15 protein-coding genes are annotated in these 12,442 nt (G+C 40.8%); 1 reads left to right on the forward strand and 14 read right to left on the reverse strand.

Translation table 11 applies throughout. The features are described 5' to 3' along the window. Positions 1–86 precede the first annotated feature (86 nt). From Q4A91_RS08440 to Q4A91_RS08500, 13 genes are all read right to left on the reverse strand, one after another. Positions 87–1,238 (reverse strand): MFS transporter, encoded by a 1,152-nt coding sequence (locus Q4A91_RS08440; RefSeq protein ID WP_303213388.1) that lies wholly within the window; start codon positions 1,236–1,238, stop codon positions 87–89. A gap of 112 nt (positions 1,239–1,350) precedes the next feature. Beyond that, a complete protein-coding gene (locus tag Q4A91_RS08445; protein WP_303213390.1) occupies positions 1,351–1,974 on the reverse strand; it encodes a Pr6Pr family membrane protein in 624 nt (207 codons plus the stop codon). A 2-nt stretch (positions 1,975–1,976) separates the two neighbouring features. Then, complete coding sequence (locus Q4A91_RS08450; RefSeq protein WP_303213391.1) at positions 1,977–2,315, reverse strand: zinc ribbon domain-containing protein YjdM; 339 nt, start codon at positions 2,313–2,315, stop codon at positions 1,977–1,979. Positions 2,316–2,523: 208 nt separating this feature from the next. After that, positions 2,524–3,042 carry a DNA starvation/stationary phase protection protein gene (locus Q4A91_RS08455; RefSeq protein ID WP_303213392.1) on the reverse strand — a complete coding sequence of 173 codons (519 nt, stop codon included), beginning with the start codon at positions 3,040–3,042 and terminating at the stop codon, positions 2,524–2,526. Between the two features lie 188 nt (positions 3,043–3,230). Next, complete coding sequence (gene tpiA, locus Q4A91_RS08460; RefSeq protein WP_303213393.1) at positions 3,231–3,989, reverse strand: triose-phosphate isomerase; 759 nt, start codon at positions 3,987–3,989, stop codon at positions 3,231–3,233. A gap of 96 nt (positions 3,990–4,085) precedes the next feature. Further along, positions 4,086–4,763, reverse strand: a complete 678-nt coding sequence (locus tag Q4A91_RS08465; RefSeq protein WP_049505240.1) for a DnaD domain-containing protein — start codon at positions 4,761–4,763, stop codon at positions 4,086–4,088. Between the two features lie 8 nt (positions 4,764–4,771). Beyond that, positions 4,772–5,716 carry a homoserine O-succinyltransferase gene (gene metA / locus Q4A91_RS08470; protein WP_303213394.1) on the reverse strand — a complete coding sequence of 315 codons (945 nt, stop codon included), beginning with the start codon at positions 5,714–5,716 and terminating at the stop codon, positions 4,772–4,774. A 187-nt stretch (positions 5,717–5,903) separates the two neighbouring features. After that, positions 5,904–6,416, reverse strand: a complete 513-nt coding sequence (locus Q4A91_RS08475; RefSeq protein ID WP_303213395.1) for an adenine phosphoribosyltransferase — start codon at positions 6,414–6,416, stop codon at positions 5,904–5,906. A 179-nt stretch (positions 6,417–6,595) separates the two neighbouring features. Beyond that, the gene (gene rplA, locus Q4A91_RS08480) at positions 6,596–7,285 is read right to left on the reverse strand and encodes a 50S ribosomal protein L1 (protein ID WP_001085675.1); all 690 of its coding nucleotides are present in this window, start codon (positions 7,283–7,285) and stop codon (positions 6,596–6,598) included. Positions 7,286–7,386: 101 nt separating this feature from the next. Continuing rightward, positions 7,387–7,812 (reverse strand): 50S ribosomal protein L11, encoded by a 426-nt coding sequence (gene rplK / locus Q4A91_RS08485; RefSeq protein WP_303213586.1) that lies wholly within the window; start codon positions 7,810–7,812, stop codon positions 7,387–7,389. Between the two features lie 122 nt (positions 7,813–7,934). Beyond that, positions 7,935–8,651: an LD-carboxypeptidase LdcB/DacB gene (ldcB, locus tag Q4A91_RS08490; RefSeq protein ID WP_084922032.1), complete on the reverse strand. Its 717-nt coding sequence runs from the start codon at positions 8,649–8,651 to the stop codon at positions 7,935–7,937. A gap of 14 nt (positions 8,652–8,665) precedes the next feature. Continuing rightward, a complete protein-coding gene (locus Q4A91_RS08495; protein ID WP_303213592.1) occupies positions 8,666–9,127 on the reverse strand; it encodes an HIT family protein in 462 nt (153 codons plus the stop codon). Position 9,128: 1 nt separating this feature from the next. Further along, positions 9,129–10,166, reverse strand: a complete 1,038-nt coding sequence (locus Q4A91_RS08500) for a M42 family metallopeptidase (RefSeq protein WP_303213594.1) — start codon at positions 10,164–10,166, stop codon at positions 9,129–9,131. Positions 10,167–10,305: 139 nt separating this feature from the next. On the opposite strand from Q4A91_RS08500, the gene Q4A91_RS08505 reads away from it, so the two are divergent. Continuing rightward, positions 10,306–10,857 (forward strand): DUF1307 domain-containing protein, encoded by a 552-nt coding sequence (locus Q4A91_RS08505; protein WP_303213596.1) that lies wholly within the window; start codon positions 10,306–10,308, stop codon positions 10,855–10,857. A 48-nt stretch (positions 10,858–10,905) separates the two neighbouring features. On the opposite strand, the gene brnQ is transcribed toward Q4A91_RS08505, so the two are convergent. Further along, positions 10,906–12,231, reverse strand: coding sequence for a branched-chain amino acid transport system II carrier protein (gene brnQ / locus Q4A91_RS08510; protein WP_303213599.1), 1,326 nt, complete (start codon positions 12,229–12,231; stop codon positions 10,906–10,908). Positions 12,232–12,442: the final 211 nt, after the last annotated feature.

The raw sequence follows: 12,442 nt of genomic DNA on the forward strand, positions 1-12,442 counted from the left end.
GTCTCCTCTCGTGCTTAGTTATAGGTCACCCACTACAGTTGACATAGAGCCAAAATTCCCGAAAAGAAAAACTTAGGAAACCAATCCTAAGATCTCTTTTGAAGTGCGTACATAACAAAGATAGAAGTGACAATCAACCAGCATCCTAGAATGGTGAAGACCAACATACCGTTTTGAGTCACCAAGCCAATCGCCCCAAGAATAAACGGTGTCGTAAAGGCTCCAAAGCTGCATCCTAGCACTGCAAAAGATGTTGCCTGATTAAGGAGCTTGGCTGGGATTCTTTCAGAAAGAAGCTGAAAGACAGTGGTCAAGGCCACACTGTAGGAAAAACCTGCCACAACACTTCCAACTACCATCACACCCAATGACGGAGACAAGGCAATCACAATCTGCCCCAATCCAAAGGTGATACCTGACCAAAGGAGCAATCTTTCTTTAAATAGAGAGATGAAGAAAGAAAAACTCACACCTGCCAAGATACCAATCAACTGCATAATACTTAAGACCAAGCTCGATAACTGGGCATCCCCTAGACCTCTTTCCACCATCAGACTAGGAATACGAATGGTGATAGCTGTGTTGGTGCAGACAACAACTGCTGCTTCGACAGCCAATAGAAAAATTAATCCTTTCATCTTTCCTGTCAAACGAGTCGTTTCGGTCTCTTTTTTCTTTGTTTCTTTCTTTTCTTTCCCATAAGGGACAAAGAGCAGATAAAGAATCAATACTAAAAATCCCGCACTGTAGGCCAAGAAGGTCACTGTCCATCCCAAGGATAAGAGTTGACCGACCACTAGAGTCAAAATCGATGCCCCGACAACTTCTGCTGATCCGCGAAGACCCAACATCTGAATCCGTGTCTTTCCATGATAGCGTTCGCTGATGATAGAAATAGCCTTGGCATTGATCATCCCAACACCCAAGCCAAATAAAATCCGCATCGCAAAGACAAAGTTGTACTCCTGATACCAGAAAGGGGCAGTTCCACCGATAGAAAGGATGAGAAGTCCTAGACTAATCTGAAGTCGCTCAGGAAATAACCGCTCCAAAAACCCATTTAAAACAAGCATAATCATAATTCCAAAAGAAGGAATACTGACTAGGAGCTCGATTTGTTCTTTGGGATAGCCTTGATAGTAGTCAAACATGGCTGGCAGAGCACTTGAGATGGAGAAGGAGGTAATCAAAATGAGGGAGAGGGCCAAAATACTAGCACGTTCTAAATATTGTTTCATGAATTTTCTTTCTGTATATTTCTCACTGTTTATCCTTTTAAAAGGAAGATGGCAAGAAAAGAAGGAGCCCGATTGAACTAGAGACTCCGTCCTAACTTTCCTAATAGGAAGACTATTTTCGCTTGATTTGCTTGATCAGATAGAAGATGAAGCCTGCAACCATATACGCCGCAAAAATAATCAAACACCATTTGATAACCACGTCCCAACCCTTGTTCACATTTAAAAAGAAATAAGGGAAGGGATTGTCCTTGGAATTCGGAATATTGAGTTTTAAGACCAGGCCGTTAAACAAGGCAAAAATCATATAAACCAAGGGCAAGATGGTCCACAAGACTGGATCCCAGATCTTGTATTGACCCCGTTTATCGAAGAAGAGGGTATCGGCTAAAAACCAGAGTGGAACGATATAGTGGCAAAGGAAATTTTCCACACGGTAAAAGTCTGTCGCGATTGGAGCAAGCATAAAATGGTAAATCACACAGGTAATCATGATACTCATGGTAACACCACCCTTGAGACGAAGCAAGGTCGGACTTTGCCAATTTTCACCTGAACGGCTCATCACATGGAGCAGATAGCCCGTGAAAATCGTTACCAAAAGATTGGACAACACTGTGTAGTAAAGGAGCATACCAAAGCCACCGTGCTTGGTAATCTCCAAATAAACTCCTGTAAATGCCGCTAAGAACAAGAGCACACGACTATAAAAGATAAATTTATAATTCAGTTTCATGGCTAGATTTTCTTAACAAATTCTGACTTGAGTTTCATAGCTCCAAAACCATCAATCTTACAGTCGATGTTGTGGTCACCTTCTACGATACGGATATTTTTAACACGAGTTCCTTGTTTCAAATCCTTTGGCGCACCTTTTACTTTCAAGTCCTTGATAAGGGTCACAGTATCGCCGTCAGCCAGTTTATTTCCATTGGCATCGATAGCAACAACACCTTCTTCTACTTCTGCAACTTCTGCAGGGTTCCATTCATAGGCACACTCTGGGCAGACCAAGAGGCTTCCGTCTTCGTAGACATATTCTGAATTACATTTCGGGCAATTTGGAAAGTTGTTCATAAGTCCTCCTAAAACTAACAATTATTCTTTAAAATTCATATGTTATTGAACAGCAACTATTATACCGTAAAATCCTACTTTTGACAATGTGTCCTAAGTCCAGCAGACAAAAAATCATGCAACTTTTTACAGTTACATGACTTTTAAAAGATGATTGATCATAGGCACTTATCAAGCACCTCATGATAAAAGGGGTAGCAACTATATTTTACAAACCAGGAGCTTGTCCAAGTTCTGCTGCAAGCATCCAAACTGTTTTCTCAAGTTCAGCCTTAGCACCAACAAAGATATCGTTTGTAACATCATCGCCTTCTTCATCAGTAACATCCAAAGCTTTTTGGAAAAGAGCGATGAGGTAGCGATAAATCGCTAGAACACGTTCCAAGCTTTCTTCAACGTTACGGAATTCTCCTTCTTCTTCTTCGATTTCACTGTGTTGAAGGAATTCTGTCAAAGTTGAGTAAGGTTTGCCACCAAGGGTGATCAAACGTTCGCTGATTTCGTCAAGATAGCCATCAAGGCTGTCCATGTATCCATCCATTTTTGGATGCCATGCGAGGAAACCACGACCACGCATATACCAGTGAACTTGGTGAAGGGCAATGTGAGCCACATACAAGTCCGCTACTGCTTGGTTCAAAACTTCCTTTGTTTTTGCCAATGCTACTGGCGCTGTTTTAGATAATGTTGTTACGTCTTTTACTGCTTCTTTTTTCAATTCAACCATATTTCTTACCTCTTTCATTTTTTTATAACCATCTTATTAGTGGTTACAATATAAGTATACCACTACCAGAAAACGATAGCAAGAAAAGTGTACTATCTGAGAGAAGTTGTAATAGACTGATAATTTAAGAAAAATATACAGCATCTATAAAAAAGACAGTCTTAGAAGACTGTCTGGAATATCTGAGATTATTTTACAAAATCAAGCAATGCCAAGAAGCTTTCAGCTTCAAGTGACGCACCACCAACAAGGGCACCATCAACGTCTGGGCAAGCCATGTATGAAGCTACGTTTTCAGGTTTAACAGAGCCACCGTATTGAACACGAACTTTGTCAGCAACTTCTGCACCAAAGTCAGCAGCTACAACGTCACGAACGACTTTACACATTTTTTGTGCATCGTCTTGTGAAGCTGATTTACCAGTACCGATAGCCCAGATTGGCTCATAAGCGATAACTGATGCAGCAACTTGTTCAGCTGTCAATCCAGCCAATGCAGCAGATACTTGAGCACCTACGAATTCAGCAGCTTTACCAGCTTCGTAAGTTTCAAGTGACTCACCACAACAGATGATTGGAAGCATACCGTTTGCAAAGATTGCTTTTGCTTTTTTGTTGATATCTTCGTCAGTTTCATGGAAGTAGTCACGACGTTCTGAGTGACCGATAACAACGTAGTCTGTACCGATTTCTTTCAAAACTTGTGGGCTAGTTTCACCAGTGAACGCACCTGCATTTTCAAAGTAGCAGTTTTGAGCAGCAACTTTAAGGTTTGAACCTTTAGCAGCAGCAAGAACAGCTGTCAAATCAAGAGCTGGAGCTGCGATACCTGCTTCAACAAGGTCTGATGAAGGAAGTTTTGATGCAACGGCTTCAACGAATGCTTTTGCTTCTTCTGGATTTTTGTTCATTTTCCAGTTACCAGCGATAAATGGTTTACGTGACATTTCACATACCTCTTTTTTCATTTTATTCACTATTATTCTATCATATTTATAAGGAGCTTGCAAACCTTACTCTAATTTTCAAGATTTTTCAAGCGACTAATCTTGCCACAAATTCATGGCATCAAGGAAATCAGCCGAAGCCTGAACTTGTTTGGGATTGTTGGCTTCTCTCTCTGCTCGTTTGGCCTCTACTTGGGCAACAGATTGAATGCCCTCATGGCGCCAGTTTCGTAGGATTGCCTGAATATATTTCCAGTTTGGCTTGCCATTGAGAACGGCCTCTCGGAGAGCTTCCTTGATCAAATCCGCCTTAACTCCATCTTCTTTGACAGTCTTAGAAAGATCCTCGATTTCAAATGGTGTTAATAAGCGTCCTAATTCCTGCTGAAAAGTCTCAACCAGGTCCTTCAACTGATTCTGCGGATTTGGGGCAGTTGTAGCTGGAGTTTGGCTGTCTAGCAAGCTATCCAAGCGTTCAAAAGCTAAACTAGCATCAAAAATCAGCTCAATTTCCCCATTTAGTTCAATGGTTCGATATTGTAGCAAACCATTTTCAGTCAAATTTGAAATGGATTGGTTGACATCTGCAACCTCTTTCCCAATGATTTCAGCAATCTGACTAGGTGAAACATCTCCTAAGGCTGTAGTATTTTGTAAATAGAAAAATTGCCAGACCAGAAAATCTTCGCTGGAAGGAAAGAGTTCCTTAAAATGCAAGAGCAGGGCACTTGGCAAAACCAAGTTCCCTGATTTAAAAGCGTCAAAATATGTCATAATTCCTCTTATAGATATCCAAATGCAGCCGCATCATCCTCTACCTTTCTCCAGTCAAAAGGGGTTTCTTGATAAACTGCATAGTTTACCCAATTGCTGAAAAAGAGGGCAGCTGATGAAGACCAACAGAGACAGGGCGTCTCATTTACATCATCATTTTTAAAGTAGTTCTTTGGGATATGAGGGTTGAGTCCCGCCTCATAATCACGAAAATACTCTCTTGCCAAAGTGTCACGATCGTACTCCAAATGACCAAAACTATAAATCTCACGCAAATCTCGACTAGCTAGGATAGAAACCCCAACCTCAGGACCTTCTGACAGAATCTCCAGATTGGTCTTGTTTAAGATTTCTTCTTTTAAAATCTCAGTATGACGAGAATGAGGAGCTACATAGCGATCATCAAAACCTCTAAAAAGAAGGTGCCCTTCTTTCAAGGTGTCCTGTGGATAAATTCCTGATAGTTTCCGATCCATCTGGTGCTTTTCAACACCATAGCGAACATAAAGACCTGCTTGTGCTCCCCAACAGATATGGAGAGTTGAAAAAACATGCGTCTTGGACCATTCGATGACCTGCTTGAATTCTTCCCAGTAATCTACCTCCTCAAAAGGCAAATGCTCCACTGGTGCTCCTGTGATAATCATTCCATCAAAAAAGTCATCCTTGACCTCTGGAAAAGTCTTATAGAAGGTTTCCATATGTTCAGCCCGGGTTGTCTTGGAACGATGTGTTTCCATATATAAGAAATCAATATCTAATTGCAAAGGGGTATTGGCCAAATGCCGTAAGAGTTGCGTTTCTGTTACCATCTTTTGAGGCATGAGATTTAAAATCAAAATCTTCAAGGGGCGAATATCCTGATGAGCGGCCCGTTGGTCGTCCATAACAAAGATATTTTCTGTCCTTAAAATCTCCACAGCTGGTAATTTTTTATCAATTCGAATCGGCATAATACCCTCCTAACAGTTCTCTATTTCGGGAATGATCTTGTCTGTTTGAAAGTAAAAACCTCCAAATACTTCTTCCCTTTATTATACTGTATGAAGATATAGTTTTCAATTATAGTTTTTCTCTAACTAGCTATAGTTAATTTATATAGCAATATTAATGAAGAACAGCCCCAAGGACCGTTCTTCATTAATATTGCATAAGTACCTTGTAATCGTAATCTCCGATTTTTTCACGGCCTTTAAGCTCATCCAACTCAATCAAGAAAGCACAACCGGCTACAACTCCACCAAGTCTTTCAATCATCTCAATGGTTGCTTTGACAGTTCCACCTGTTGCCAAAAGATCATCTACGATGAGAACACGTTGACCTGGCTTAATCGCATCAGCATGCATGGTCAAGGTATCAATACCGTACTCTTTCTCATAATCAGCAGAAATGACTTCACGTGGCAATTTCCCTGGTTTACGAACAGGTGCAAAGCCAATTCCCAACTCAAAAGCAACTGGGCAGCCAACAATAAATCCACGAGCCTCTGGACCCACAATCATGTCGATCTTCTTGTCTGTTGCATACTGAACAATTTCACGAACAGCGTAGCTATAAGCATTTCCATCTGCCATCAAAGGGCTGATATCACGGAAGGTAATACCTTCCTTAGGATAATTTTCAATCGTTGCGATATAATCTTTTAAATTCATCTTTTTCTTTCTTTCAAAGTTTTTTACTCTCTATTATACCACATTTTCTGTGAAAGAAGAAGAGGAAAAGCACTATTCTCTTGCTCCGTCAGGTTATTAATGGAGTTATTTTTCCTGGAGTAAACTTATCATCAAAAGAACGAGCACTTTCGCACTCGTTCTCTGATATAAACTACTGATTAAAGTGAGTTTACGTCAACCTTGATACCAACACCTTGAGTAGTTGTGATTGTCAAGTTTGTTACGTAAGTTCCTTTAGCTGTAGCTGGTTTTGCTTTTTGGATTGTTTCGTTGAAAGCTTTAAAGTTTTCAACCAATTTTTCAGCTTCAAATGATACTTTACCGATGATTGCTTGAACGTTACCTGCACGGTCAGCACGGTAAGTGATTTTACCACCTTTAGACTCTTCAACTGCTTTAGCAACATCCATTGTTACAGTACCAGTTTTAGGGTTTGGCATCAAGTTACGTGGCCCAAGGACACGTCCAAGACGTCCAACAAGAGCCATCATGTCAGGTGTAGCGATAACTACGTCGAAGTCCAACCAACCATCGTTGATTTTTGCAACAAGGTCATCTTCACCAACAAAATCTGCACCAGCAGCTTTTGCTTCTTCAGCTTTTGCACCACGTGCGAAAACAAGAACGCGTGAAGTTTTACCAGTACCGTTTGGCAATACCATTGCGCCACGGATTTGTTGGTCAGCTTTTTTAACGTCGATGTTCAAGTTGTAAGCAACTTCTACAGTTGCGTCAAATTTTGCAAAGTTAGTTTCTTTTGCAAGTGCTACAGCTTCTTCTACACTGTATGCTTTTGTGCTGTCGATTTTTTCAAGAGCAGCACGAAGTTGTTTGCTTTTTTTAGCCATTTTCTATTCTCCTTGTAAGTGGTTCAATCGATTTTCATCTCCCACGTCACTTCTCGAAATGATGAAGTCTTGCGGGTTATCTTGGGGGTATTTGTTATTGATTAGTCAACAACAGTGAATCCCATAGAACGAGCAGTACCTTCAATCATACGCATTGCAGAATCAATATCTGATGCGTTCAAATCTGGCATCTTAGTTTCAGCAATTTCTTGTACTTGAGCACGAGTAACTGTTGCAACTTTCGTTTTGTTGGGTTCACCAGAACCTTTTTCAACTCCTGCAGCTTTTTTCAACAATACTGCAGCTGGCGGCGTTTTAGTAATGAAAGTAAATGATTTGTCTTCGTACACTGAAATGACAACTGGAATAATCATACCAGCTTGATCAGCTGTGCGGGCATTAAATTCTTTTGTAAAGCCCATGATATTAATCCCTGCTTGACCAAGTGCTGGTCCAACTGGTGGAGCTGGTGTTGCTTTACCAGCAGGGATTTGTAATTTAACAAGTTTTTCGACTTTTTTAGCCATTTTTAAATCCTCCTTTGTGGTTTTGGCGGTAATTAGAGATTTTTACCTCCCACAAGTATGCTTTACACATACCTTTCCATTATACACTATTTATCTAAAAATGCAAGAGAAAAATTACTTTTTTAATCGACGTAATCGCCGCCTTCAAAGCCATAGTACTCTTCCAAACTGAGACCACTTGCAGCAATTTCTTTGGCTTCTTTTCCGACGTAGCGAAGATGCCATTCTTCCGCCATATAGCCAGTCTCTTTTTCCTTGCCTTTGAGATAGCGAACAACAAAGCCATAGTCAGCCGCATGATCCAAGAGCCACTGGGCAGCCTTTTCTTCAGTAACTAAATCACCATCTGTCCCAATAAGGTCAAAAGCAAGACCCGTCTGGTGTTCACTGTAACCTGGGCGTGCTGAGTAGCGATCTGCTGCTTCCTTCCCGTCTTGATTGACATAGTCTTGATAAAGTTTGGTTTGAGTTTCATAACTTCTAAAACCACTGTAGTGATCGCTGATTGGGTAGCCAGCTGCTTGCATTGCTGAAATGAGCTTCAGCAACTCTGCTTTAGCTGTTGGATTTTCTCCTGGATTATAGTCTTTTGACAAAGGATAGTGCTTATTAGCTATGACGATTTCATCGTACTTCCCTTGAATACTATAGTAGTCTCCCTTATTGACAACTTCTGCCTTCTTCTGACTAGAGGCTTGAGATTTGCTCCCTACAGTTCCTTCAGGTTGACTAGTTTGTTCCGTTTTTTGAGTATTTTCTTCATTTTTAGGTTTTTCTTGAGAACATGCTGCTAGGGTTACTGCCAGCAAACCAGATAAAACGATGTATCTTTTTTTCATTTTTTCTTCCTCTCTTATACCAAGTGCTTCTCTAATTCATCGGATAAGGCTTTAATCATTTGTTCCAACTCATGGGATTTCACTCGGCAATCTTCTGCCGCCATTTCTTCCCATGGCACCCACCAGACTGGACCACGACCATTCAATCCATGCCCCTTCATATCACCTGACCGTCTTGGAAAGAGGTGCCAGTGAGCGTGGGCATCTCCATTTCCTAGGAGTTCAATATTCATCTTTTCAGCTTTAAACGTTTTGGCGACAGCTTCTTGGACCACACTCATTTCCTCTAGAAAACGCAATTTTTCAGAAGTCTCCATATGGTGGAGTTCTGTGACATGCTCTTTTGCCAGAAATAAGGTATAGCCCTTAAAGTATTGGTGATCTCCAATAACAACATAGCCTGTTTCTAGTTCTTTTACAAAGTAGGGATTTTCTCCTGCCTTGATCCATTCAATTCTTTGACAAATTAAGCACATATTAGTCTACCAATGCACTCTTAAGATAAGCATCGACCATACGCTCAGTCGCCACGACCGAATCAATGTGTGTTCGTTCGTAAGAGTGACTGGATTCAATACCAGCTCCAAGGAGGGCATGCCTAACCTCTGCTCCTGCTGACATAGCTGCCGAAGCGTCCGATCCGTAAAATGGATAGATGTCGAGCTTAAATGGAATATCTTGCTCTTTCGCCAAAGCTACCAAGTGTTGACGGAAGTCATAGTGATAGGGACCTGAAGCGTCCTTGACACAGATAGACACTGTATACTCATCCGTCTGCTGGTCATCGCCCATAGCTCCCATATCTACAGCTAGATATTCCACTACCTGAGCTGGAATATTGGAGTTTGCACCGTGACCCACCTCTTCAAAGACTGAAAAAGCAAAATGAGTTGTTACTGGCAATTCAATCCCCTCTTCCTTATAAACACGAAGAAGATTGAGCAAAATCGCTGCGCTGACTTTGTCGTCCAAGTGACGTGACTTGATAAAACCAGTCTCTGTCACGACAGTACGTGGATCAAAGCTGATAAAATCACCGACTTCGATGCCCAAGGCGCGAGTTTCTTTTTCATTGCTTACTTTTGCATCCAAACGCACTTCCATATTGTCCTGTGTGCGTTCAGCAGTTCCCGCATCTTTGTAGACATGGCAAGAAGTTTGATGGATGAGAATAATCCCAGATACCTTTTGACCAGTGCTAGCCACATGAACCGTACAGTTCTCTCCCTCAATCATGTTCCAAGGAAAACCACCGATACGATCTAATTTGAGACGACCATCCGGTTTGACTGCACGAACAATAGCACCCAGCGTATCCACGTGGGCAGTCACATAGCGTTGTTGTTCATCATTTTGACCTTTAATGGTCACATTGACACCGCCCTTAGCTGTACGAACAGGCTGGTAACCAAGTTTCTCTAAAGTATAGACTAGATAGTCTGAGATCTCACGAGTAAAGCCTGTTGGAGATGCAATAGCGGTTAGTTCTTTGATATAGTTTATAGTCTGATTCATTTCTTCACCTCTTTCCTACCATTATAACATTTTTCTAGTCAGACTCCTTCTCAAAAGGAGAAAAACTGTGTTTAGTTGCTTTCACTATAGACCCATGTTATAATACAAATACTTTGATTATGAAAGGAAAGTAAAAAATATGAAATCATACTTTAAAGTATCACTAGCCCTTGTGGCTTCACTTGTCCTCCTGCTCGGATGCTCCAAACAAGCATCAACACCTTCTAGCAGCAGTACCAAAGAAGATAAAACAACTCAGTCAAGCGAGACCAAACAAAGCAGCCAACAATCATCTGAAAAGGAAGATGAGACAGAAACCCACACATTTGTCCACAATAGCAAACCTGGAATTCATTCTACCTTGACTTATACTGTAAAGGGAGATGACGTTGTAAAACAAACTGTTCATAATGTACTTGACCCTGTAAAACTTAATAATACCGCGGAAGGTATTAAGGAAATTGTTGACGATACTTATAAAGGTTATGAAGGGGTCAAAGGGGTTACACAAAAAGTTGAAATTCAAGACGAAAAAGTTATCCAAAACATCGAGGTTGACTTGTCTGTAGCAAGTCTTGACGAACTGAAAAAAGCAATGCCGAATGAATATTATGGTATCGGAAACCGTATAAGCTTTGCTGCTTCGAAAAAAAAGCTTAAAGAGGCTGGTTATACCGAACAAACCAACTAATGAGTCGTGCTCATACAAAAAATTCTTGGTCGATGACCAAGAATTTTTTTATTCCATCTCAAAAACATCACTCACTTGTTTGTTTGGTAGAACAAATGAAAGCAAGATTCCAATCATAGCTGGCACTAGCCATGGAAGAGAGGCTGACGCAAACGGAAGGGCATTAATCAGATTTTCTAGAAACTCAATTTTAAAGGAACTTCCAAGGACACTTGCAAGAGCAATAGCTGTAACAAGCCCAATAGTTAACTGCATGCCCGGTTTTGATAGGGCTACAAACTTATTAACAATCACGATCATCACAATGGCGATGGTGATTGGGTACAAGATTACCAGTACTGGCACTGAGTACTTAATGATTGCATCAAGACCGAGGTTTGCAATAGCAAATCCAATCAAGGTAAATGCAGTGGCATAGACCTTGTAGCTGATTTGTGGGAAACGTCCATTAAAGAACTCAGCTGTCGACACAATCAATCCAACCGTTGTTGTGAAGCAGGTTACAGTTACCATAACAGCAAGGAAGAGTTGGGCTGTTGAACCAAAGATTTCCTGAGTTGCTTGTGACAAGATATAAACACCTAGTGTTCCACCCTTCATCACTTCTGCTGGTACTGGGAAGTGATTTCCAAGGAATCCTAAACCAATGTAAAGAGCGCTGAAAGCAAGAGCTACAACGATACCAACCACCCAAATAGTTGAAATGTATTCTTTCTTACTGGAGAATCCAAGTTGTTTCAAGGTTTGAACTGCAATCACACTGAAGGCAACTGAAGCAAGGGCATCCAAGGTATTATAACCTTCTAGGAAACCTGTACCAAAGGCAGAAGCTTGATAAGCAGCTGAAGCAGTTTGAGGACTGGTTCCACCGTATTTGAAGGCACCTAGTACAACCAAGATAACGATCAACAAAGCAAAGACTGGCGTTAAGATACGTCCGATTCGATCCAAGATTTTTGATGGATTGAGTGAAATCAAATAAGCCGCTACAAAGTAAAGCACGGTAAAGACAATCAATCCTAGACCTTTGTTTGCTTCGGATAAGAGGGGACCAATCCCAACTTCGTAAGCTGTTGTGGCTGTACGTGGAATGGCAAAGAAGGGACCAATTGATAGATAGAGGACTGCAAGATAAAGTGTCGCAAACCAAGGTGAGATTTTCTTAGAAATCTCGTGAATGTATCCTTTAGGGTTTAGCGTTCCAATAATAAGTGTCAAGACGGCAATACCGACACCTGAAAAGACAAAACCTGCGATGGCAGGAAGAAACTGTTCTCCAGATAAAGCACCTAGAGAAGGCGGAAAAATCAAGTTTCCCGCACCAAAAAATATTCCAAACAGGAGCAAGCCTGTTAGGGCACCTTTTTTAGCCATAAAAATCTCCTTCATATTTCTAAAATACTGACCTAGTATACCATGATTAAGACTCTGAAAAAAGTATCTAAAATTAATCATTGAATGTTTTCAATATTTTTAAAAATAAGAATTATCTAAAAACAAAATCCCTCACTCAGTTGGAACCGAGCAAGGGAGGCTCTATAATATCTGTAGTGGGTAAAAACCACTATGGAAATTATGGAGCTTT

Source organism: Streptococcus sp., assembly GCF_030528045.1.
In the GTDB taxonomy this organism is placed as follows: Bacteria; Bacillota; Bacilli; order Lactobacillales; family Streptococcaceae; genus Streptococcus.

Excerpts from the sequence above, each read along its gene's own strand:
- Q4A91_RS08455 (WP_303213392.1), bottom strand. The coding sequence starts at position 3,042 with ATGGTTGAATTGAAAAAAGAAGCAGTAAAAGACGTAACAACATTATCT.
- Q4A91_RS08450 (WP_303213391.1), bottom strand. The coding sequence starts at position 2,315 with ATGAACAACTTTCCAAATTGCCCGAAATGTAATTCAGAATATGTCTAC.
- Q4A91_RS08500 (WP_303213594.1), bottom strand. The coding sequence starts at position 10,166 with ATGAATCAGACTATAAACTATATCAAAGAACTAACCGCTATTGCATCT.
- tpiA (WP_303213393.1), bottom strand. The coding sequence starts at position 3,989 with ATGTCACGTAAACCATTTATCGCTGGTAACTGGAAAATGAACAAAAAT.
- Q4A91_RS08495 (WP_303213592.1), bottom strand. The coding sequence starts at position 9,127 with ATGTGCTTAATTTGTCAAAGAATTGAATGGATCAAGGCAGGAGAAAAT.
- Q4A91_RS08465 (WP_049505240.1), bottom strand. The coding sequence starts at position 4,763 with ATGACATATTTTGACGCTTTTAAATCAGGGAACTTGGTTTTGCCAAGT.
- metA (WP_303213394.1), bottom strand. The coding sequence starts at position 5,716 with ATGCCGATTCGAATTGATAAAAAATTACCAGCTGTGGAGATTTTAAGG.
- rplK (WP_303213586.1), bottom strand. The coding sequence starts at position 7,812 with ATGGCTAAAAAAGTCGAAAAACTTGTTAAATTACAAATCCCTGCTGGT.
- Q4A91_RS08440 (WP_303213388.1), bottom strand. The coding sequence starts at position 1,238 with ATGAAACAATATTTAGAACGTGCTAGTATTTTGGCCCTCTCCCTCATT.
- rplA (WP_001085675.1), bottom strand. The coding sequence starts at position 7,285 with ATGGCTAAAAAAAGCAAACAACTTCGTGCTGCTCTTGAAAAAATCGAC.
- Q4A91_RS08475 (WP_303213395.1), bottom strand. The coding sequence starts at position 6,416 with ATGAATTTAAAAGATTATATCGCAACGATTGAAAATTATCCTAAGGAA.
- ldcB (WP_084922032.1), bottom strand. The coding sequence starts at position 8,651 with ATGAAAAAAAGATACATCGTTTTATCTGGTTTGCTGGCAGTAACCCTA.
- Q4A91_RS08505 (WP_303213596.1), top strand. The coding sequence starts at position 10,306 with ATGAAATCATACTTTAAAGTATCACTAGCCCTTGTGGCTTCACTTGTC.
- brnQ (WP_303213599.1), bottom strand. The coding sequence starts at position 12,231 with ATGGCTAAAAAAGGTGCCCTAACAGGCTTGCTCCTGTTTGGAATATTT.
- Q4A91_RS08445 (WP_303213390.1), bottom strand. The coding sequence starts at position 1,974 with ATGAAACTGAATTATAAATTTATCTTTTATAGTCGTGTGCTCTTGTTC.